The 22,681-nt window shown below is 37.5% G+C and carries 18 protein-coding genes; 4 read left to right on the top strand and 14 right to left on the bottom strand.

Annotation, left to right across the window (positions count from 1 at the left end; translation table 11 throughout):
* Window positions 1-477: 477 nt before the first annotated feature.
* Window positions 478-1,806 (bottom strand): 6-phospho-beta-glucosidase, encoded by a 1,329-nt coding sequence (locus M948_RS30435; protein WP_021290238.1) that lies wholly within the window; start codon window positions 1,804-1,806, stop codon window positions 478-480.
* Between the two features lie 267 nt (window positions 1,807-2,073).
* Between M948_RS30435 and M948_RS30440 the strand changes: the two genes are divergently transcribed.
* Window positions 2,074-2,799 (top strand): MurR/RpiR family transcriptional regulator, encoded by a 726-nt coding sequence (locus M948_RS30440; protein WP_021290239.1) that lies wholly within the window; start codon window positions 2,074-2,076, stop codon window positions 2,797-2,799.
* A gap of 88 nt (window positions 2,800-2,887) precedes the next feature.
* On the opposite strand, the gene M948_RS30445 is transcribed toward M948_RS30440, so the two are convergent.
* Complete coding sequence (locus M948_RS30445; RefSeq protein ID WP_031335293.1) at window positions 2,888-4,603, bottom strand: ABC transporter ATP-binding protein; 1,716 nt, start codon at window positions 4,601-4,603, stop codon at window positions 2,888-2,890.
* A 154-nt stretch (window positions 4,604-4,757) separates the two neighbouring features.
* On the opposite strand from M948_RS30445, the gene M948_RS30450 reads away from it, so the two are divergent.
* Complete coding sequence (locus M948_RS30450) at window positions 4,758-5,144, top strand: DoxX family protein (RefSeq protein WP_021290241.1); 387 nt, start codon at window positions 4,758-4,760, stop codon at window positions 5,142-5,144.
* A gap of 229 nt (window positions 5,145-5,373) precedes the next feature.
* Here M948_RS30450 and M948_RS30455 read toward each other — a convergent pair whose 3' ends face one another.
* From M948_RS30455 to M948_RS30510, 12 genes are all read right to left on the bottom strand, one after another.
* Entirely contained in the window at window positions 5,374-6,588 is a 1,215-nt protein-coding gene (locus M948_RS30455; RefSeq protein WP_021290242.1) for a S1C family serine protease, read from the bottom strand.
* An 84-nt stretch (window positions 6,589-6,672) separates the two neighbouring features.
* Entirely contained in the window at window positions 6,673-7,458 is a 786-nt protein-coding gene (locus M948_RS30460; protein WP_021290243.1) for an MBL fold metallo-hydrolase, read from the bottom strand.
* Window positions 7,455-8,393 carry a two-component system regulatory protein YycI gene (locus M948_RS30465; RefSeq protein ID WP_021290244.1) on the bottom strand — a complete coding sequence of 313 codons (939 nt, stop codon included), beginning with the start codon at window positions 8,391-8,393 and terminating at the stop codon, window positions 7,455-7,457. The genes M948_RS30460 and M948_RS30465 overlap by 4 nt, the downstream gene beginning before the upstream one ends.
* Window positions 8,394-8,396: 3 nt before the next feature.
* Window positions 8,397-9,707, bottom strand: coding sequence for a YycH family regulatory protein (locus M948_RS30470; RefSeq protein WP_021290245.1), 1,311 nt, complete (start codon window positions 9,705-9,707; stop codon window positions 8,397-8,399).
* A complete protein-coding gene (gene walK / locus M948_RS30475) occupies window positions 9,707-11,539 on the bottom strand; it encodes a cell wall metabolism sensor histidine kinase WalK (protein ID WP_021290246.1) in 1,833 nt (610 codons plus the stop codon). The genes M948_RS30470 and walK overlap by 1 nt, the downstream gene beginning before the upstream one ends.
* Window positions 11,540-11,543: 4 nt before the next feature.
* Window positions 11,544-12,248, bottom strand: a complete 705-nt coding sequence (gene yycF / locus M948_RS30480) for a response regulator YycF (RefSeq protein WP_021290247.1) — start codon at window positions 12,246-12,248, stop codon at window positions 11,544-11,546.
* A 280-nt stretch (window positions 12,249-12,528) separates the two neighbouring features.
* Window positions 12,529-13,968, bottom strand: a complete 1,440-nt coding sequence (locus M948_RS30485) for a peptidoglycan DD-metalloendopeptidase family protein (protein WP_021290248.1) — start codon at window positions 13,966-13,968, stop codon at window positions 12,529-12,531.
* 377 nt (window positions 13,969-14,345) lie between these two features.
* Entirely contained in the window at window positions 14,346-15,632 is a 1,287-nt protein-coding gene (locus tag M948_RS30490; RefSeq protein WP_021290249.1) for an adenylosuccinate synthase, read from the bottom strand.
* Window positions 15,633-15,802: 170 nt separating this feature from the next.
* Entirely contained in the window at window positions 15,803-17,170 is a 1,368-nt protein-coding gene (gene dnaB / locus M948_RS30495; protein WP_021290250.1) for a replicative DNA helicase, read from the bottom strand.
* Window positions 17,171-17,495: 325 nt separating this feature from the next.
* The gene (gene rplI, locus M948_RS30500; protein ID WP_021290251.1) at window positions 17,496-17,942 is read right to left on the bottom strand and encodes a 50S ribosomal protein L9; all 447 of its coding nucleotides are present in this window, start codon (window positions 17,940-17,942) and stop codon (window positions 17,496-17,498) included.
* The gene (locus tag M948_RS30505; RefSeq protein ID WP_021290252.1) at window positions 17,939-19,909 is read right to left on the bottom strand and encodes a DHH family phosphoesterase; all 1,971 of its coding nucleotides are present in this window, start codon (window positions 19,907-19,909) and stop codon (window positions 17,939-17,941) included. The genes rplI and M948_RS30505 overlap by 4 nt, the downstream gene beginning before the upstream one ends.
* Before the next feature lie 45 nt (window positions 19,910-19,954).
* Window positions 19,955-20,896 carry a YybS family protein gene (locus M948_RS30510; protein ID WP_021290253.1) on the bottom strand — a complete coding sequence of 314 codons (942 nt, stop codon included), beginning with the start codon at window positions 20,894-20,896 and terminating at the stop codon, window positions 19,955-19,957.
* Between the two features lie 291 nt (window positions 20,897-21,187).
* Between M948_RS30510 and M948_RS30515 the strand changes: the two genes are divergently transcribed.
* Window positions 21,188-21,676, top strand: coding sequence for a DUF1189 family protein (locus M948_RS30515; RefSeq protein WP_021290254.1), 489 nt, complete (start codon window positions 21,188-21,190; stop codon window positions 21,674-21,676).
* Between the two features lie 30 nt (window positions 21,677-21,706).
* Window positions 21,707-22,504 (top strand): molybdate ABC transporter substrate-binding protein, encoded by a 798-nt coding sequence (gene modA, locus M948_RS30520; RefSeq protein WP_021290255.1) that lies wholly within the window; start codon window positions 21,707-21,709, stop codon window positions 22,502-22,504.
* Window positions 22,505-22,681: the final 177 nt, after the last annotated feature.

Here is a 22,681-nt window from a genome sequence, read left to right on the forward strand (position 1 = left end):
CATCCCTTTTTCCAGCAAACCATTCATCCTAGTAACGTACGACAGATGAATCCTGCAATACTTAGCATTCACCCCCTACACGAAAGTATGGTGCATAATCACGTAAGAAATTCATTCTACCAGAATACAATGTAACATAAAACACCCATTATGTATGTACTCTATTACTACCATCCATTTCCCTAAAAAAAATTTGGTTAAACAGATCCTTTACAGGTTCTTCGCTTCATACGTAAGAGGCTGTTTTCCACGGGCAAAGACATAGCTAACCAACCGCTTAATCGATCATCATGTTCTCGCTGAATTCACCCCTATTTCATTTGCTGTGGTTACTGACAACACCGTTCTTTTAGGTAATTATCCTCTGCTATTCAAAAAATCCGAACTATTCATCATCCGGATATGACTTCGTATACTCGGATGAATAGTTCGGATATCTCTTTACCTAATTACTTTTAACGTATCCTCTAAAGCATTCTATGCTTCTACTTTTTTGAAGAACTGCGGTAAATGCTCCTGATGTGCCGCTAACATTTCATCTACGATTTCCTTTGCAATCGTATCCGAAGGAGTTAGTGGATTAATCGCTAAAGCTAGCACAGCTTTATTATAGTCGCCAGTTACAGCAGCTTCGGCGGAAACCCTTTCAAACGATTTAATCTGTTGAACTAAGCCACGAACAACTACAGGCAGATCACCAACAGCAATTGGTTTAGGTCCGTCTTTTGTAATAATACAGCTAACCTCTACTGCTGAGTCATCAGGAATACTAGCTATAGCCCCGTTATTTCTTGTATTCACTGGCTGAATATCTTGTTTGTCTGTATAAATAGAAGTAATTAAGCGAACTGCTGCATCAGAATAATAGGCCCCTCCACGTTTTTCTAACTGAGGTGGCTTTATCGCTAAATTTGGATCTTTATACAGCTCAAATAATTCATTTTCTAATTGTTGAACTACTTCCGCACGCGTGCCCTCTAATTCAGCATTTTTCCTATCTTTTTCTATCATGTCTTGCGTTTTATAATAATACATATGATATGGACAAGTTAAGACATTAAGCGCTTTAATAAACGCTGGCTCCCATCCCAATCCGTCAATATTTTTAACAAAACTACTATTATCCGGATCTGTTAATAAATCCATCACCTTATCTTTGACACTTTCGCCATCGACATAAACATCTATCCCATAAACCATATGATTTAGTCCTGCAAAATCAATACGAATTCGCGAATGATCAACATCTAATAACTTAGCAATACCCATTTCCATTCCAATTGGGACATTACACAATCCTACAACTTTTTTAATGTTAGAATAACGCAGTACGGCTTCTGTCACCATACCAGCTGGGTTTGTAAAGTTAATTAACCAGGCATTCGGACATAATTCCTCCATGTCCTTACAAATATCTAATATAACGGGGATTGTACGTAAGCCTTTAAATAAACCTCCTGGCCCATTTGTTTCCTGACCAAGAACGCCATATTTCAATGGAATACGTTCATCTTTTGCACGAGCATCTAATAATCCTACTCGAAATTGAGTAGTAACAAAATCAGCATCCTTTAAAGCTTCTCTTCGATCAAGTGTTAAATGTACATCGATTGGAAGACCAGCTTTTTCAATCATTCTTTTAGCAAGATTGCCAACAATTTCTAGCTTTTCTTTTCCTGCTTCAATATCTACTAACCATAACTCTCCAACCGGTAATTCGTGATATCGTTTGATGAATCCTTCTACTAATTCAGGAGTATAACTAGAACCCCCACCAACCGTTACAATTTTAATACGTTTGGTCATAATCGATACACCTCCGAATAATTTAACAGGCAATTGAGTTGTTTGCCGTTTAAAGAACTATTGCTTTTTAGCAAACGTAAAAGACTTATGCATGAATTGTATATCTATTTTGTAAGAAGGTAAATAAGTCACGAACAACTTGTTTTTTATAACGAAAGAAGGAATATGTTTCATAAATGTAACACAGTGTATCTGAAACATCGTTGTGTTAGGATAAAGTTAGCGTAGTAAGATGAATGATTTCTTATAAAAGGAGTACCTTCTTATATGTTCACACATGACATGATTGCTTCATTCAATGAGTTAGAAACTTCATTATACAATTATATTTGTCAAAACATCGATAAGGTTGCTTATATGCGGATTCGTGAACTTGCTGATGAAACCCATGTATCAACCGCTACGATCTTACGATTTTGCAGAAAAATAAATTGTGATGGTTTTTCCGAGTTTAAAGTAAAGCTAAAAATGCATATGAAAGACACTAAAAGTACGAGCTTACAACGTACCCAGCATGCAGTGATAGAATTTTTTGAGCGCACGCTAAAAGGGGATATAGAAGCATATATCAAGCATGCAGCGAGCCTTGTTGCCAAAGCAGATAATGTCATTTTTATTGGGATAGGAAGCTCAGCTATCCTTGCTGAATATGGAGCGAGGTATTTCTCTAGCCTAGGTAAATTTTCGATGTATATCAAAGATCCTCTTTTTCCGGTTCACACGAATCACCTTTACAATTGCGCAACAATCGCGCTATCCGTCTCAGGAGAAAATAGTTTCACAGTCACGCACCTTCATCAATTGAAACAAGAGGGAAGCAAAATTATTAGTATTACAAATAATAAACATTCAACCATTGCGAAAATATCTGAGATAAATATTCCTTACTATGTAACAGAGGAGTGGCATGAAAATGCGAATATTACTACCCAAGTACCTGTTCTTTATATTCTAGAATCAATGGCCCGTGAAATATATAAATTGAATAAATGAGGAGATAGGAAGAAGCTTGCATGTCTAGATGAATGGTCTTAGCAATAGAAAAAGCTACCCGATCAATCTCGAGCAGCTTGGAATATGCTTAACGCATTTGTACACGATGTAAATGTGCAAAGATGCCATCTCGTTTCAGTAATTCCTCATGACTTCCTTCTTCCTCAATACCATCTTTCGTTACTACCATAATGCGGTCCGCGTTTTTTATGGTTGCAAGACGATGGGCAATTACTAATGTCGTTCGATCTTTCGACAATTCCGTCAATGCTTTTTGAATAATTGTTTCGGTTTCTGTATCCAATGCTGAGGTGGCTTCATCAAGAATGAGAATAGGCGGATTCTTTAAGAACATACGAGCAATAGCAATTCGTTGCTTTTGTCCTCCGGATAGCTTCAATCCTCGTTCTCCCACTTGCGTTTCATATCCATCTGGTAATTCATTAATGAATTCCTCCATATGTGCGCGGCGGGCAGCTAATTCAATCTCTTCATCGGTGGCATCTAACTTTCCATATGCAATATTTTCACGTAATGTACCAGTAAAAAGAAACACATCTTGTTGGACGATCCCAATTTGCTGTCGTAGCGACTCCTTCGTCATGTTACGAATATCCATACCATCAATGGTAACTTGTCCAGCTGCTACATCATAAAATCTAGGAATTAACGAGCAAATAGTTGTTTTACCAGCACCTGATGGACCTACAAAAGCAACCGTTTCTCCCGCATGAATTGAAAAATTCATTTCATTTAACACTGGTTTTTGAGTTTTTTCATATGCAAAGGTTACCTGATTGAATGCGATGTTTCCATGTAGATAATCGACATGTTTAGCATCTTCACGGTTTTGTACATCCGGTTCAACATCTAATAAATCTACAAAACGCTTAAACCCAGCCATCCCTTTTGGATATAATTCAAGCAATGCGGTTATTTTCTGAATAGGTGTAAATAGGACATTTACAAATAAGACAAAACTCACCAATTCACCAATTTGCAGTTGCTGCTGATAGGTGAGCCATGCTCCTACTACCAATACTAATAAAGTAATTAGACGCATGAGCATATAAATATTGGAATGAACAATCGCCATTACTTTGTATGCTCCAACCTTCGCTTTACGGAAACTAAAATTATCTTTGGTAAAGCGATCCATCTCATGAGCTTCATTCGTAAATGACTGAACGACACGAACGCCAGATACAGCATCTTCTACTCGTGCATTCACTCCAGCAATATCTTCATACATCTTTTTCCATGCCTTATTCATTTGAATGTTACTAAAGGCAATTAGGAAAATTAGAACGGGAACCGCAAGTAAGATAATAAATGCTAATTTTACATTTATGGTAAACATGATAATGAATGCTCCAATAAATGTCATAATCGAGATGAAAAAGTCTTCGGGTCCATGATGTGCAAGCTCGCCAATATCAAATAAATCATTGGTAATTCGACTCATGATATGCCCGGTTTTTGTATTATCAAAGAATCGGAACGATTGGCGTTGTACATGTTGAAATAATTCCTGCCGCATATCCGTTTCAATATTTATCCCTAATTTATGACCTAAATAAGTCACTACATATTGTAAGGCGGTACTTATTATATAGACCAACAATAATAAAACACTTACTAACACAATTAAATCCCAATCATTCCCTGGGAGCAATTGATCAATAAATCGTTGAACAGCTACAGGAAAAGCCAACTCTAAAATAGCCACGATTACTGCTGAGGTAAAATCAATTATAAATAAACGCTTATGCGGTTTGTAGTAAGAGAAAAAACGACGTATCATTGCGATGGTAGCACTTCCTTTCCACAGTCTAAAAGAATTATACGGCTTTCCTTGCACGTTTACAAGAAGACTGTTTAAGAATTCATAAAAAGCTTGGCAAGGTTGTCCTATTTCTTGCATATACATAAGCAAATGGTGGAAAAGGAGGTTATCCATGAAAGTAAAATTAAACATGCCATTTCTTCCCTGGGTGTGTTATGCCATTGGCTTTGTATTCATCATTTCTGGAATGATGAAGCTTGTTGTTAATGATTTTAAGGTGACATTTTCCCAATTGGGGATTCCATTTCCAGAATCAACGTTATTTCTTCTAGCCATTCTTGAAATTGCTTGTGGTATTCTAATTGCAGGTAGAATGTATATAAAACTTGCTATCCCTCCATTAATTCTGGTTATGTTTGGAGCACTTTATTTAACCAAACTTCCTATTCTGTTAAATCAAGGTCTTCTTTCATTTTTATTTGAAGCAAGATTGGATATCGTAATGCTTATCTTACTGCTTCTTATTTGGGATAGAGTAAAAGAGTGGAAAACCACCTAACGATCTGTTGATAACTCGTGTATAAATCAATAATATCCTGTTGAAAACCAAAATTATTCACAAAGTTATCCACATATGCACAAGTGTTCGTAGATATTTTGTTATTACCTGTCATTTAAATTCTATATATTGATTTTTACCACAAAAATTATCAACAGATTGTTAATAACTATTAATTTCTGTGGATAAAAAAGCGAGTTATCCTCAATTAAAAGATAACTCGCTTTTTCTATTCCTGTGTACCTAATTTTATTGTTGTTTCGTGGCGTTCTCCTTCACGATAATACACAACGGATACCTCATCTCCAACCTCTTTTTCTTGATAGAGAATTTTGCGAAGATCGATCATGTTCATCACTTGCTTCCCATCTAGTTCTGTTATCACATCGAGTCGCTGTAATCCCGCTTGATCCGCAGGCGATAGCGGCTCCACGCTCCATACATAAACGCCGCCTTCTATATCATTAGGCAATTGAAGTGTATTACTCCACTCTGATTGCGGAACTTCTTCTAATGAGTAAATTTCCACACCTAAGTATGGTCTTGTCACTTCACCTGTGGATTCCAATTCTTCGATAATCGGCATTGCGGAATCAATCGGGATGGCAAACCCTAATCCTTCTACAGCAGTTTCATTAATTTTCATCGAGTTAATTCCAATTAATTGCCCGCTTATATTAATTAATGCTCCACCACTATTTCCTGGATTGATTGCAGCGTCTGTCTGAATAACTTCCGCTTGCCAATCGGCACGTCCATCCTGATTAAAATCTTGCGGAATCGTTCTTTCCGTACCGCTAATCACTCCTTGCGTTACAGAACTTGAAAACATAAGCCCAAGTGGATTACCAATTGCTATTGCTGGCTCACCGACTTTTACATTGCCTGATGACCCAAGCTCCATCACTTGATCCACATGTTCGCTATCCATTCTTAGTACCGCAAGATCGGAAAATAAATCACTGCCTACTAATTCTGCCTCTATATGTGTTTCATCATAGAGTACGACCTCAATCGTATCTGCCCCTTCAACAACATGATGATTCGTAACAACATAGGCTATGCCATCTTCTTGTTTGTAAATAACGCCTGAGCCTTCTCCAGCCTGATTATTATTACCTTCCTGCTGCCAAAAGTCATTTTGGCGTTGAATGTTAATAACACCTACAACGGCTGGTGTTACTTGATCAACGATATCCGTAATTTGTGTAGAAACATCTACATTTACTGACTGGGTTGGACCATTCGTATTATTCCCTGTATCTTCATTGGCTTGTTGATTGCTTTGATCTTCTGATAAAATTCCAGAATCAACAAGTGCTGGCAATGCTACCGAAACAAGTAAGACACCGATAATAATTCCAAGCAATAACGGCACTAGCCAATTTTTCTTCTTTCTTTTTCGATGTGGATTTGGTGGATAATGCTCATCATAATAACCCATTTATCTACCCCTTTGTGAGCTTTCGAATATGACATATTTCAATTTAGTATTATTCCCATCATACGCAAAAACATATACAAAAAATCATCCAACCTCATAAAGAGTTGTTGGACTCTGATGATCTGTATCCATTAAATCCAATGAAATACCATGCTCTTTTAACACACTATCTACCGACATGCGGGCAAGATCTTTCATATTATTATCGAGCGACAAATGGGCTAAGTAGATACGTTGTGTATTATTTCCAATAATATCTGCCAAGGCCAAACCTGAATCTTCATTTGAAATATGGCCAGAGTCCCCTAGAATTCTACGTTTGACATTCCATGGATATTTTCCCATTCGCAGCATGCTCACATCATGATTCGCTTCAAAGACATAAGCATCCGCTTGTTCTACGGTTTTTTTAATTCGTTCCGATACATAACCTAAATCGGTCACAAGCGCCACTTTTTTCCCATGATGATGAAACGTGTAAAACATTGGTTCGGCAGCATCGTGAGAGACACCGAAAGATTCTACATCCATATCGTTAAATGTCTTCACTTCATGCATATTAAATAGAAACTTCTGGTCCGTGGTAATCTTACCAATCGACCCTTCCATCGCTTTCCATGTCTTTTCATTTGCATAAATAGGTAATTGATATTTACGAGCCACAATTCCCAGCCCTTTAATATGATCACTATGTTCATGGGTAACTAATATTCCAGATAATGATGCAGGATCAATATCAATTTCTTGAAAAAGCCGATCCATTTGCTTCCCGCTTAACCCTGCATCCACTAATAATCGTTCCTGCTCTGATTCGATATAAAATGCATTCCCCGTACTGCCAGAAGCCAATACGCTAAACCGTAACGTCATTCCCCTTCACTCCGTTTTGTCTTTATACTTTCTTCTACTACTAAATTATCCACATACTTAACAAACGCATCTTTCCATTCCACGTCATCATTCATCCGCTTATATAAACTCAAATTTTTGCTAATCGTCTCGGAAATAAATTTCGTATCACTATCGGTAGATACGAAAAGCTCCATTGCATTTACAAAGAAGTTTTTCTCATCATTTACGGTAATTCGATAGTTCGGTGCAAACACTTGTGTCCCTGTATCCGACTCGATACGGGTATAATAGCCGTTTTCAATGAAAGTAACCTCATCCCCCTGTACAATCTGATTATCCCTGAACAACGTACTAATAGCACTTATTGGCTTAGAAAGGTTTTTGGCACCACCAAGCTCCTCGTCCTTTCCTAGCGTTGCCTGTGTGTAATAGACCATTTCATTGTCTTCGTTTAAGTACACGAGTAAGGAACCAAAGCGATTATAGTAAATAGGTCGATCGTTTTTTGTCTGAAAGAAAATTAATACATTGCTTTGTTGATCCCAACCCCAATAAGTAAATTCATCGGTAAATGCAGTATAGCTTTTAACCTGTTGCGCAATGCTGCCTTCACTTGCATTCTCCGGTATTGGCACAGGTTCCTCGAAATGGGAGACAATGAGATTATTATCAATAATTTGAGCATCCTGGTTTTTTAATCCTTCGATTTGTTCTGCCTCTTTCTCTGTAAACTCTTTTGGAGCGACATTGATGATCGAATCTTTTTGCAGCACATCTAGGTCAGCACTAATTTTGATGTTTTCTTGCTCCAATTGATCTTCAATTGTTGTTTCCGTACTATCATACGTTTCATAACTCGTTCGATCCTGTTTTTCTAGGAATTGAACAAATAAATAAATATTAAGGACGATAAAGCATAAGATAAATAAGGTCTTAATTTGATTCCACTGCATACCTTACGCCTCCTCCTGTTGAGCATTCGGCACATCTTCAAATTGAATCTGCTGCCATGCTCCATTAATTTCCATAAACCATTCAGGCTCGAGGATTACCGTACGATCATCCTGATAATATAAGTCATATCCAAGCTGAATATCTTCTACGTTTTCGATATTAATATCATTTGTTTCATTTTTGAGATGATAGATAACTTCTTCTCCTGATGGTAAAGATGTAGATTTATCATTTTGTATTTCATTATCCAATCGCAACAGACCACGGTTATAGCGTATTAAATCCTGACCTTGGAATTGTAACTTCATAATCGAATAATCATTTGGGCTATAGACAGGCAATCCAGCGTAATGCAATCGAAATGTAATTTCATTAGATGCCGAATTAATCTCTGATAGCAATTGGCCCGTCCATCCTTTATGACTGTTAACCTCATCAATGCTATTCTGTAATAATGTGAGTGCTCCTATGCTGGTTATACCTATATCCGAAGCATTTGGATTATAGAAATTCATTAATCTCTCGTTTGGACTTATACTAATCTCTCTTGTCCCATCATTATAATATTTTCCCAAATTTAAATTTGGTGTATTTTGAGGGTTGACCACCTGCTCATCTGGGAATAATTCTCTTACGAATTCATCTGGTGATATATGAGAGACAGCAATCGTACGTCGCGTGACATTATCTGTATTACTTCGTACATAGATCGGCTGGGCTCCGCCTTCAAATTCCACGTATTCCGTCAAGCCTTGTCGTGATGCCAATAATTCCGTAATTTGATCATAAACAATGGAATTAGTTAATTGAGCGGTTGCTTGATTTCTTTCATCGACAGATAAGAATTGGATGGTAATCGTTGAGTTATCCGGATTAAGCGTTAAATAAATCTTATCAAACGACCAGTTATCCGTGATTTCTACTTGGTTGGTAAAAGAAAACAATGGATCATTAATGATTCGAATTGGTAAGGCATCTGGTAAAGTCAACTCTACATCATAACCCTCTGGACTTTCCCCATCAGTTAAGGTTAAATCGGTAAATGTCCATGACTGCATTTCCTGAAAGAAATTAGCATTTTCTCTTGGGTTCTCATACCCTAAATGCTGTTCACCTGCATGAAAGATAATTGATTTTGGCTCAATGATCTGATTCTTCGTCACCTCGCTGCCACCAACATCCACTTCCCTCGATAACTGTTGTTGATCATATTGCTCATATTCGGTTTTATAGTTCCATATCCCAAAGGTAAGCAATAGACTAAGGCCGATTAATACGACTAATAAAAATGATTTAAACGTCTCTAGTTTCATTATGCACCTCTCCGCTTCTGATTCATCAGCGGAAGTGTAAAGTAGATCGTTGTCCCTTTACCTTCTTTGCTTTTCGCCCAGATTTGACCATGATGAGCTTCTACGAGCTCTTTCGCAATCGCCAAGCCAAGTCCAGTACCACCCAGTTTTCTAGTTCTTGCTTTATCTGCTCGATAAAACCGTTCAAAAATCTTGTCCACTTTATCATATGCGATGCCCATACCTTGATCTTGAATACTAATTAATAAATGATGCCGTTTATGTTCTACACCTAGTTTAATCGTTCCACCTTCAGGGGAGTATTTGATCGCATTCGATATGATATTATCGAGTACTTGTGTCATTTTATCTTTATCCATCCATACGTTATAATTTCCTTTTGGCAATTCGCGCTGCAAGTGAATTCCTTTTGGTGTATGCATTTCAAAACGATCAATAATATGATGATAATAGCTTATAAAGTCTGTACGCTCTTTCTGTAACGGATACTCTTGGGCATCCATCTTAGAAAGTTGTAACAGATCGTTCACCATCCGAATCATTCGCTCGGTTTCATTTTGAGCCACAGCCAAGAATTTCGGTGCGATTTCTTTATCTTCCCAAGCCCCATCATTTAATGCTTCAATATAACTCTTCATGGTTGTTAATGGTGTGCGTAATTCATGTGAGACATTGGATACAAATTCTCGACGCTCTGCTTCCACCTTCTCCTGCTCAGTTACGTCACTTATCACCGTAATAAAACCAGTGACCTCATCTTCATCATCAAATACAGTGGAGAAATTGGCGCGAATAATAGATTCCTGTTCATCATCACTAAAATCAATAATCATCGATCCACTCTCTTGCAGCTCAGCAATATCGACTACTTTTTCCTCTAGTTGTAATAAATCCAGCAAAAACTCGCCAATAATATCATCTGGATTATAGCCAATTAGACGGCCTGCAGCATCATTAATTAACGTAACCGCTCCACCATTATCTGTGGCAATTACCCCATCTGACATATTTGATAATACGGAACTTAGTTTTCTCCGTTCTTCTTCAATTGTCGCATAGGAATGCTTCAATTGGTTATTCAAGTCATTAAATGTTTCCGATAAATGACCTATTTCGTCTCTTCCATACACATTTACTTTCTGAGTAAAGTCACCTGTTGCCATTTTTTGCGCTTGTCTGCGCATTTCTATAATTGGCTTTGTGATAGTGCGGGCCACTAGAATACCAATGATTGCTGAAACAGTTATCGCTAAAATCGATCCTTGCAGAAAAATTTCATTAATATCATTTAATTGATCATAGACCGGCTCTAATGATGCGCGCAAATAAATAACACCTAAGATAATATTTTCATCATCATCATCCAAAATTGGCTGTGCAAGTACAAAGTAGCGATCACTATCTATTAAATGCCGCCCGCTGCTTTGGGAATTATTCATAAGTGCACTCTGTATATGTTTATCGTTTATTTTCCTGTTGACTTCATCATCTGCATTTAACCCATTGGAAGCGATAACTCTACTCTGGTTATCTATTACTTGCAGACTGGTGATATCAGATGGATCAATACCTGATACAATGCTTTTAATCTCTTCTTCCTTGGTAGGTACATTCGGATCGTCTGCATCTCTCTGCCGTTCAAATGCCTGCTCAACATTACTACTTAATAATTCAACCCGATCGTATATCGAACTTTCAAAACTAGACATTAAATTGTCTTCTAGCTCCGATGTAAAAAAGGAGCCGATAACCTGAATAGCTATCAGCAAGAGAAGAATATAAATAATAATGAATTTAAGCTGGATTGAGCGGAAAAAACCGACTTTTTTCATAAACCTACTCCTGATCTGGGTTTCGTAAATAATATCCGACACCGCGACGTGTTACAATCCACATTGGATTACTCGGATTCTCTTCTATTTTTTCACGTAATCTCCTTACCGTTACATCAACGGTACGAACATCTCCAAAATAATCATAACCCCATACTGTTTCTAGTAAATGTTCACGTGTCATAACTTGTCCCATATGACGTGCAAGGTAATGTAATAACTCAAATTCACGATGAGTTAATTCAATTTGTTCGCCATCACGTGACACTACATATGCATCTGGATGGATGACTAAGGATCCTATGACAATGTCCTTCGATGCTTTTGTTGCATCTTCCGGTACTACCTGCTGTCTCCGTAAGTTTGCTTTAACTCGTGCAATTAGTTCACGATTACTAAATGGTTTGGTAACATAATCATCAGCACCTAGTTCCAAGCCAAGCACTTTATCAATTTCGGAATCTTTTGCTGTCAACATAATAATTGGCATCGTTTGGGTCTTTCGTATTTCCCGACAAACTTCATTCCCATCTTTATTTGGTAACATAATATCTAATACCACTAAATCTGGGTTTTCTGATCCTGCTAGCTCTATAGCTTCATCGCCATCATAAGCTACAACTACTTCGTAACCTTCTTTTTCAAGATTAAACTTTACTATATCTGCAATTGGCTGTTCATCGTCTACTACTAGTATTTTTTGACTCATTTATGCCACATCCTTCTTTTTTACCATACTGTTTATATTTTATCTTATTTTCGTTTAAATGTCTTTTGGTGGATAACAATGTTTAACTGCTTATACTATAACGTTATATAAGTTCGAAAGCAATGAGAGGTTTTATTACGTAGATCGTAGAAAGGAAAGTATTATAAAGTAGAAATAAAACACTTCGTCGTTTTTTTGTGATTTTTAAATCACTTTCCATTCTATACTAGAAAAAAGACTGATTCAAGAGTCACTGCTCTTAACCAGTCTTCTTTTGCTTTTAATTCTGAACATAATCTATCGGGTTTTCACGCTGGTCGTCTTTATATACTTCAAAATGGAGGTGAACGCCTGTGGAATTCCCCGTAGAACCCATTACCCCTATTTTACTTCCTTTTTCAATCGTATCTCCTTTGTTAACGCTCAATGAGGACAAGTGAGCGTAAATGGTTTTCATTCCGTTATTGTGATTGATGATCACCTTGTTTCCATAGCCACCATCATCAAATCCGGCAGAAACCACTGTTCCATTATCAGCTGCCTTGATTGTACGATCGCTAGTACCTGCAATATCAATACCTTTATGCATTTTTCCCCATCGTTCTCCCATATGGCTCGTTATTTGACCACCTACCGCTGGCCATTCTAACTCGCCAGTACCGCGAGATGGAAGTTCTTTTGTACCTTTTATAATAATTTCTTTTTGGGGTTCTTCCGTAGTGGTTTCATTCAATACTTCTTTATTCACCTGATTTCCATTACGAGTTTCCGTTTCGTAAAGTACTTCTTTTTCACCATCTTTACCTTCTTGTTTGGTTTTTTCTTCCCCTTTATACAATTCACCAGACGTAATGATGTCTGTTTCATACTCTACTTTTTCTTCTTGTAGCTGCGTTTCCGTCACAATGACTTCAGCAATTGGTTTTTGTTCATTTACTGTTATTTCCTGATCGATTTTTAATACGCTTTTTTCCTCAAGGGATGCATTTAAATCCATTAATTTCTTGTTCGAAAGATTATAGTTTTCTGCAATTTCACTTAATGCTTCCCCTTTATTAACTTTATGCACCTTTTCTTCCGTCATTCCTTTACGCAATCTTTCAATCCCTTGCTCAAGTGTAGAAAGACGATCAGGTGTGACTTGCTTTTCTTTGTAATCAATGTCCTCAGAAATCGTTACATCTGTTACTTGCTTATCACCTCTGTTGCTTGATTCGAGATTATCCTCCTCTTTAGAAGCTAATGCCTGTAGGTTTTTTTCATCTACAAAGGTTGTGACATAGTTGCGGACAACCTGTTCTGCTGTTTCTCGATCCGTATAATATCCTACCGATTCCCCTCCAATGTTGAGTTCAACAGCATCAGCGATTATCGTGACATTTGCCTTAATGGAATGTAGCACACGCTCATGATCAAATGTTGGGTTAAATACCTTTTCGGATATAACAGAAATCTTTTGCTTTGGTTGCAATGATGTGTGGTTATCGGTTTTGGCTTTTGCCGTTTTTTGATCAATTGCGTCATCAACTACTTTTTCATTAGCTACTTTTCCAATATGTTCGCCATCTATGTAAACATGATAGACTGTATCTAAGTCTTCAGCTGCATACACCGTCGTAACCGTAAAGATAGTTGCTAGAATAAATCCAGTTAGTACTTTTATATGAAAGCCCGTTGAAGCTTTTTTATTATTTTTTTTCTTATCTTTGCCTATACCCACTTCCCGTTGCTCCTCCTTACATCTCTTTCTGTCCATTTAGCTTCTATTAATCTAACATAGGATAATAGACTCAGAAATAGAAATAACAGAATTGTAAAGAAAATGTATATCTACAGTCAATTTCTTAGTATAATTAGGAAATTTATTGGCGAATATTGGATGAAACCAATAGTTAAGGGAGATATTTCCAGATAACCTGGATAAGCAATGTATCAGCCCCAAGCTGTTACGCATTTCTAGGGTTAGCTAGTTATAGAGGAGTCTCCTTTTATGATGGGAAGCTCTAACGTCCATTCGCGAACATCCAGATAAAAAAGCTTGTAGAGAAACACGAGGTTTCACTACAAGCTGAGGGCACCACAATGGGTGGACTTTTTCTAGCTGTATACGCTTCGAACAATATTGGTTTGTGCACGATCTGGGCCAACAGAGAAAATGGATAAAGGAATCTCCGTAAGCTGTGAAATCCGCTCCAAATAATGACGGGCATTTTCTGGAAGTTCATGCAGACTTTTGGCGTTCGTTATATCTTCTGTCCAGCCTGGCATTTCTTCATAAACAGGTTCACATTCAGCAAGTGCAGCTAAGCTAGCTGGGAACTCATGAATGATTTCCCCTTTATACCGATACGCTACACAGATTTTAACCGTTTCGATTCCAGTTAAAACATCTATCGAATTTAATGATAAATCGGTAATACCACTTACACGACGCGCATGGCGGACAACGACACTATCAAACCAGCCAACACGACGGGCCCGACCTGTAGTCGTTCCATATTCCCGTCCAACCTCACGAATTTGTTCTCCAATTTCATCATGTAACTCCGTAGGAAAAGGACCATCGCCTACACGAGTTGTATATGCTTTAGAAACGCCTACCACATGGTCAATCTTGGTTGGTCCCACACCAGAACCGATCGTAACCCCTCCAGCAATCGGGTTAGAGGAAGTAACGAATGGATAGGTACCTTGGTCAATATCTAGCATAACACCTTGTGCACCTTCAAATAGGACACGACGTCCTTCATCCAACGCATCATTTAACACGACGGAAGTATCGCAGACGTATTTTGCCATTTGCTGCCCATACGCATAATATTCTTCGAGAATTTCTTCTACTTGCATAGGCGCTACTTCATAGACCTTTTCGAATAGACGATTTTTTTCTAATAGGTTTTGTTCAAGCTTCGCACGAAAAACTTCCTTATCCATTAAATCAGCGATACGAATGCCACAACGTGCTGCTTTATCCATATAAGCTGGTCCAATACCTTTTTTCGTTGTACCAATCTTATTTTCGCCTTTTGCTTCTTCCTGCAAAACATCTAATTTAAGGTGGTAAGGTAAGATAATATGAGCACGGTTACTGATCCTTAAGTTATCCGTTGAAATATTGCGTTCATGTAAATAGGCAATCTCATCCATAAACGCCTTTGGATCAATAACCATCCCATTCCCTAATACACATGTCTTTTCATCAAAAAATATGCCAGATGGGATCAAATGCAACTTGTATGTGACATCGTCAAATTTAATCGTGTGTCCAGCATTGTTACCACCTTGGTAACGAGCTACTACCTCGGCATTTTGCGATAAGAAATCAGTAATCTTCCCTTTGCCTTCATCGCCCCACTGCGTTCCAACAACTACTACTGAGGACATGGTGCACCTCCACTATATTTATCAATATTGTATGTCTTTAATTAATCACAAAAGTAATTTTATCAGTAATACTCCTAATCGTCAATGTGAAATACGAACATTACATTAAAATACAAATATATCGTTCGTATAAATTCAATAAACAAAAAACAGCCCCTCTTGGAGCTGTTTTATACGGAAACTGGTGGTATATCACTTTCTTGATAACGGTGGTCTAAGTCCACAAACTTATTATACTCTTTCACAAATGCCAATTCTACATTACCAACGGGACCATTCCGCTGCTTCGAAATAATTATTTCGATAATATTTTGTTTTTCGGATTCGGAATCATAATAGTCATCTCGATATAAAAATCCTACTATATCAGCATCCTGCTCAATACTTCCCGATTCACGTAAATCTGACATCATCGGGCGTTTATCCTGACGAGATTCAACACCACGGGATAGCTGAGATAATGCAATTAAAGGCACATTTAATTCTCTCGCTAATCCTTTTAATGCTCTGGAAATCTCAGAAACTTCTTGCTGTCTGTTTTCTTTTGAATTTGCACTGCCTTGGATAAGTTGTAAATAATCAATCAAAATCATGCCAAGTCCATGCTCTTGTTTCAAACGACGACATTTCGAGCGTATGTCTGCTACACGAATTCCCGGCGTATCGTCTATATAGATACCCGCATTTGATAAACTCCCCATAGCCATCGTCAACTTACTCCAATCATCCGCCTGGAGCTGACCATTTCGTAATCGTTGGGCATCTATATTCCCTTCCGCACATAACATACGCTGCACCAATTGATCGGCACCCATCTCTAAACTAAAGATGGCAACATTCTCATCGGTATTAACAGCTACATTCTGGGCAATATTCAGTGCAAATGCGGTTTTACCTACAGATGGACGTGCAGCGACAATAATGAGATCATTTCGCTGAAAGCCGGAGGTAATACGGTCTAAATCACGAAATCCAGTCGGTATCCCTGTGACATCACCAGTTTGATGATGTAATTGTTCTATATTGTCATAAACATCTATTAAAACATCTTTAATTGCTTTAAATGCACCTGAATTCTTCCTCCCAGACACATCAAGAATGCTTTTTTCAGCTTCATTAACAATTTCTTCTACTTCATCCTGACGTTCAAAACTAGACGTAACAATATCCGTTGCAGATCGTATTAATCGCCTTAACAATGCTTTCTCTTCAACAATTCGGCAATAATAACCGATATTTGCCGCTGTCGGTACACTATCAGCAACCTCAGATAAGTATTGAACCCCACCGGCTTCGTCCAATTGTTGAGCGTTATACAAATAAGAAGTAACAGTAACCACATCAATTGGTTCGCCTCGATCAGAAAGAGCCATCATGCATGCAAAAATACGCTGATGACTAGCACGATAGAAATCCTCTGGTACCAAGATTTCCGATGCAGCGGAAAAGGCATCTGGATCAATAAAAACAGCCCCGATAATCGACTGCTCCGCTTCAATATTATGTGGTGGTGTACGATCATTCCATGACTCGCTCATTGGGTCTGTCCCCTTTCTTAGGAGATAAAGTAAATCTTCAATTAGGCTTCTCGGACAAATCATCTCCTCTTCAAGTGGGAGTATTCCTGCCAATTAACCTAGGTTAAATCAAAATAAATGCGCCCTGGACACTAAACAGCGATTCTAGTATTCCAGGAATAACCTTGCTCCAGTACATTCTCCCGAAACGCATAGTGCGAGTAACCTTTACTTTTGTACGGAGGCTGTGAGCAAGCTAAAGAACTAAAACCTACCTGTTCGAAACTATCCTTTTTACCTTTTAAGAAGGAAGGCGCATCAGCATCATGATTTTAAAGAACCTTGATTATTTTTCCGATACATGTACTTTTATTGAACCGGAAACTTCTGGATGTAGCTTCACTGGTACCGTTGTATAGCCTAACGAGCGAATAGGTGAATCCAGTTCAATTTTACGTTTATCAATCTGGTAACCGTGAGCCTTTTTCAGCGTTTCTGAAATCTGTTTACTTGTAATCGAACCAAATAAACGTCCACTATCCCCGGATTTAGCAGTTAATTCAACTGTTAAATTAGCCAATTTATCTTTTAATTGAATCGCTTCTTCTTTTTCTTCTTGTTCTAATTGTTCTTGTTTCTTTTTCTTTGCATCTAATGCTTTAAGATTCCCCGATGTTGCTTCTTCAGCTAAATTATATTTTAATAGATAGTTACGGGCGTACCCATCAGAAACATTTTTCACTTCACCTTTTTTGCCTTTGCCTTTTACATCTTTAAGAAATATTACTTTCATTCGGATTCGCTCCCCTCATAATATTCATCTATAATTTCTTTTAATAGGTTTTCTGCCTCATCAATGGTGGTATCTTTAATTTGAGTAGCAGCATTGGTTAAATGCCCACCACCGTCCATCTTTTCCATTATAATTTGTACGTTAACATCTCCTAATGACCTGGCACTAATGCCAACTCTTCCATCTTTCCGCTCGGAAATAACAAAAGAAGCGCTAATGCCGCTCATCGTGAGTAATATATCTGCAGCCTGTGCGATTAATACCGGCCCATGAACCTGTCCTTCTTCTGCTTTAGATATAGCGATCTCATCTCTGAATATATCTGCCCGTTCAATTAATTTACTTCGTTCAACATACACATCAATGTCTTCCTTCATGAACTCTTGTACCAGCACTGTATCCGCACCTTTTGCACGTAGATAGGAAGCTGCGTCAAACGTTCTAGATCCCGTTCTTAACGTAAAACTTTTTGTATCCACAATGATACCAGCAAGCAATGCGGTCGCTTCCAACATTCTTAGCTTTAATTTTTTCGGTTGGTATTCCAATAGTTCGGTTACTAATTCTGCTGTCGAAGATGCATATGGCTCCATATATACGAGTGTTGGAGTTTTAATAAACTCTTCCCCTCGACGATGATGATCAATAACGACTTTATAATCCGATTTCTGCAGCAATGATTCACTTGCAACCATGGAAGGGCGATGGGTATCAACCACTACAATTAAACTTCGACTACCGATAACAGCGTCTGCCTCGTCAGGGTCAATAAAATACTGCCAAAGTTTTTCGTCATCCTGAATTGCTTTCACAAGGCGATACACACCTGTGTCAACATCCTCTGGATCAAATACAATATAGCCTTCCACATCATTTGCAAGAGCTATATTTAATATGCCAATTGCTGCACCTAATGCATCCATATCCGGTGCTTTATGCCCCATAATAATTACATTATCACTTGCTCGTATCAACTCTTTTAAGGCATGAGAAATAACTCTAGCTCTCACACGGGTCCGCTTCTCCATTGGGTTTGTTTTCCCTCCATAGAAACGAACCTTGCCTGATTCATCCTTGATCGCTACTTGGTCACCGCCTCGGCCGAGAGCTAAATCAAGACTAGATTGTGCTAATTCTCCTAATGTTGGTATATCCACATTGCCTACTCCAACACCAATACTTAGTGTTACAGGAGTATTGCGTTCGCCGCTTAACTCACGTACCTCATCTAAGATTTCAAATTTGGCCTTTTCCAAGCTCGCTAAAATTTCTTTTGAACCGACCGCAATAAACCGCTCTTGGGATGTTCGTTTTAAATAGAGGCCATAGTGATTAGCCCATTTATTTAACACGGAAGTTACTTGTGAGTTTAGATGGCTCTTATTCGTATCATCCATGTTTTGTGTGATTTCCTCATAGTTATCTAAAAAAATAAACGAAATCACGGTTTGTTCATTATGATAGAGGTTCTGTAATTCCGCTTGCTCGGTGCGATCAAATAAGTATAGTAGCCGTTCTTGTTTTTTTACCGTGGTTTGAAACATATAACCTTGTAATTGAAACCAAATATCATCTTTATTCTCTTTTATCTTTGGAATTAAATCCTCTGATAACGTATGAAGTGAATTTCCAACTAAGCTATCCTTTTCAAATCGATTCATATATGGGTTTGCCCATTCTATTTTATAATCCTCACTAAATAGAATGATACCAAACGGCATCTCCAATAATGCTTCTTCTCCTACCTTTTTAATCCTGTGAGATAACGTTGTTATATACTGCTCCGCTTCGTCTTGAAGCGTTTGTTCTGATCGTATACTATAGTAAAGCGAAACAGCTAATAGCACAGTCATGATTAGCCCCAACATCCACTGGAAATACCAAATAACTCCAAGTAGAATAATGGAAAGGAGATAGATAATCCATACATGATTTCTCAATGTTGGCTTATTTTGTTTATCTGACATCACATTCAGCTCCTACTGTGCAATACCTTTTATTTTCATTACCGTTTATTTCTTCTTCGCTAACCGATCTCTTAATTCAAATCCTAAATCGATAATCCCGATAAAGCGTACAATAAAAAGTAGGATAGGGATAAACAGTGCTAATATTGTACATATAACCGGAAACGCTTTTGTCATATTTTTATGATGCGTATAGAAAAACAGGAATGAAAACCCTTGAATCGTCACAAGCATTTGTGTGATTACTAATAAATTCTGAGTCGCCATATATAGCATACTATCTGGATCTGTAAAAATATATGCGAACAATAGTGCAATTACATAAACAAAAATAATTGCTACTGGAAAACGCAAATCTCGAAACGGTGGAAAATGTAAATTCTTTCTATCTAATCGGTTGATTACTTTATAGCTCACCCATTGACTAACAAAAGCAAATAAAATTGCTGATGCAGCTAGGAAAAATGGAAAAAGATCAACTAAACTATTCATCGTCTCTTCCATCGTTGCTTTTAATTCCTCTGTTTGTTCATCTGTAGCAAATTGCTCAATAACCCCAGATGACATTTCCATGGATTCTGTTGTCATCTGTTTAAATTGTTGAAGGATATTTACATCGAACACAAATTGTGTAAATACAAACGCAAATAGCAGTCCTATAATAAAACCAAAGGTGCCCCTTGCCCATGTTTCATAAGCAGTTAGCTTTCTATAAATAGCACCCCCAATTAAAATTCCACCAAGGCCAGCAACAATCGTTAGTGGTAACGTGTAAATCGTTGTTAGTAAAATTGTTATTAGCAAAGCTGCTGTTAACATTAGTAATGCCGGTTTCCAATCATGTCTCGATGTATATAAAATAAATGGAATTGGCAATAAAAAGATCGATACCATAGCTAAAATCGGAATAAACATGCTAACAAGCAATATTCCAATAAATACAGCTGTTAATAACGCACCATCGGTTAGTTGTTTTGATTGATTCATTTTGCACCCCATCTTACTTAGGTTGATACTATATCATTATAATATGATAACATGTTTTTAGCGTAAATAGTTGTCGAAAAGGGTAGAAAAAATATTTCCCGGGTAATAATTTATTCGCTTACCTCGAAATATAGGGGAATTATTTATTACGTATGCCCTGTTTTGTCATATATTGTAATTACAAATGAATAGGTTATATGAATTGTCACTGTTTTTTCAAGTCCGAGAAAGGCAATTATTGCTTGTTTGCCTTATAATAGTAATTGAAATAAGAAATAAGGATGGACAATCATGGTATTTCTAAATGCATTTATACATACTATCAAATTACCTAGAAAAAAGGCAATCTTTCAGCTTAATCGAGTTGGTATGGATATAACAATTATTTACATGTTTATTCTCTTGATGCTTGTTTCTATTCCGTCGCTGATTGATCGATTTACAACAGATAGCGGGCTAAGCGCCGATCTGAGTATCTTGTTTATTATTATTTACTTTTTCATTTTTTATTATTTGCCTCTGACCATTATCGTATTGATTTTAATTTCTATTATTGCTTATATTGCAACAGGTTTGGCAAAACTAATGGGGAGGAAGCTTAAATTTTCGATACTATGGAAAATGACAGCTTTTACCACAACGATTCCATTTATCTTGTATACGATAATAGCCTTATTTTTCTCAATTAGTGATACATATTTATGGGCGATTGCTGGATATTCCATTATTTTATTAATCATCATTATTTCCGTTTATCCCAAACGCCGGAGTACCAAATAATGATTTACAACAACTGCAAGGTGGGGTTATATGAAGCATCTTATTCTTCTTCTGGTTGCCTTACTCTCATTAACTGGATGTGCCATGTTTGAGCAAGAGGAACCTTTTCAAGAATCAACAGAAGAAAATAGAATATTAGTATCTGCAGACGCTAGCTTAACGGATGTACTACCAGAGATTATCTCTGCCTTTGAAGCGAGTCATCCTTACATTACGGTTGATGTAAACTACGGAGGGTCCGGAAAGTTATCTCAGCAGATACAACAAGGAGCACCAGTTGATTTATTTTTATCTTCTAATCAAGAGTGGATGAATGTATTAGAAGAAGAAGATGTTATTGTTAAAGAATCGCGTTCTAATTTTATTGGTAATAAACTCGTTATCATTAGTAATAAAGAATCAAGTCTTTCTTTACCTACGATTCATAGCCTCTTAGATACCTCTGTGAGTAGTATAGCTGTTGGCGATCCAATAACCGTTCCATCAGGTACGTATGCAAAAGAAGCTCTACAATCTCAAGGAGTATGGGATCAAATAGAGAATAAACTCGTTTATACAAATGATGTTCGTCAGGCACTTCAGTATGTAGAAACAGGTAAAAGTAATGTAGGCGTTGTCTACGCTTCTGATGCTGCTAGCTCCAAGCAAATAAATGTGCTAACAGAAATAAATAAAAAGCTGCATACACCAATTGTTTATCCAGCAGGTGTGACATCGTATAGTACCAATCGCCACGATGCAGAATCGTTTATTGATTTTCTAAACACAGAAGAAGCAACTGAGATTTTTGAGTCTTATCAGTTTATTAACATCAATAACAGAAAATAACCATTCTAACCACGAAAACCAAGCCCAGCATGAGCTTGGTTTTCGTTTGTTATAAATAGCCAAACAGGCAAGCTAATGAAGTTGGGTACGCTTAAGCAAATTCAACATTCTTTCAAACGCAATTAGAAGTTATGGCGCTTTCACAGGCACTGCCTCAGCAACTCCGTTAACCAAAAA

It is taken from the genome of Virgibacillus sp. CM-4, assembly GCF_000445495.1.
Classification (GTDB): domain Bacteria; phylum Bacillota; class Bacilli; order Bacillales; family Amphibacillaceae; genus Virgibacillus; species Virgibacillus salexigens.

Bases quoted from the DNA above. Each gene is read 5' to 3' on its own strand.
- rplI (WP_021290251.1), bottom strand. From the start codon at position 17,942: ATGAAAGTAATATTTCTTAAAGATGTAAAAGGCAAAGGCAAAAAAGGT.
- M948_RS30445 (WP_031335293.1), bottom strand. From the start codon at position 4,603: ATGATACGTCGTTTTTTCTCTTACTACAAACCGCATAAGCGTTTATTT.
- M948_RS30510 (WP_021290253.1), bottom strand. From the start codon at position 20,896: ATGAATCAATCAAAACAACTAACCGATGGTGCGTTATTAACAGCTGTA.
- yycF (WP_021290247.1), bottom strand. From the start codon at position 12,248: ATGAGTCAAAAAATACTAGTAGTAGACGATGAACAGCCAATTGCAGAT.
- M948_RS30455 (WP_021290242.1), bottom strand. From the start codon at position 6,588: ATGGGTTATTATGATGAGCATTATCCACCAAATCCACATCGAAAAAGA.
- dnaB (WP_021290250.1), bottom strand. From the start codon at position 17,170: ATGAGCGAGTCATGGAATGATCGTACACCACCACATAATATTGAAGCG.
- M948_RS30490 (WP_021290249.1), bottom strand. From the start codon at position 15,632: ATGTCCTCAGTAGTAGTTGTTGGAACGCAGTGGGGCGATGAAGGCAAA.
- M948_RS30450 (WP_021290241.1), top strand. From the start codon at position 4,758: ATGAAAGTAAAATTAAACATGCCATTTCTTCCCTGGGTGTGTTATGCC.
- modA (WP_021290255.1), top strand. From the start codon at position 21,707: ATGAAGCATCTTATTCTTCTTCTGGTTGCCTTACTCTCATTAACTGGA.
- M948_RS30460 (WP_021290243.1), bottom strand. From the start codon at position 7,458: ATGACGTTACGGTTTAGCGTATTGGCTTCTGGCAGTACGGGGAATGCA.
- M948_RS30515 (WP_021290254.1), top strand. From the start codon at position 21,188: ATGGTATTTCTAAATGCATTTATACATACTATCAAATTACCTAGAAAA.
- M948_RS30470 (WP_021290245.1), bottom strand. From the start codon at position 9,707: ATGAAACTAGAGACGTTTAAATCATTTTTATTAGTCGTATTAATCGGC.
- M948_RS30440 (WP_021290239.1), top strand. From the start codon at position 2,074: ATGTTCACACATGACATGATTGCTTCATTCAATGAGTTAGAAACTTCA.
- M948_RS30505 (WP_021290252.1), bottom strand. From the start codon at position 19,909: ATGTCAGATAAACAAAATAAGCCAACATTGAGAAATCATGTATGGATT.
- M948_RS30465 (WP_021290244.1), bottom strand. From the start codon at position 8,393: ATGCAGTGGAATCAAATTAAGACCTTATTTATCTTATGCTTTATCGTC.
- walK (WP_021290246.1), bottom strand. From the start codon at position 11,539: ATGAAAAAAGTCGGTTTTTTCCGCTCAATCCAGCTTAAATTCATTATT.
- M948_RS30435 (WP_021290238.1), bottom strand. From the start codon at position 1,806: ATGACCAAACGTATTAAAATTGTAACGGTTGGTGGGGGTTCTAGTTAT.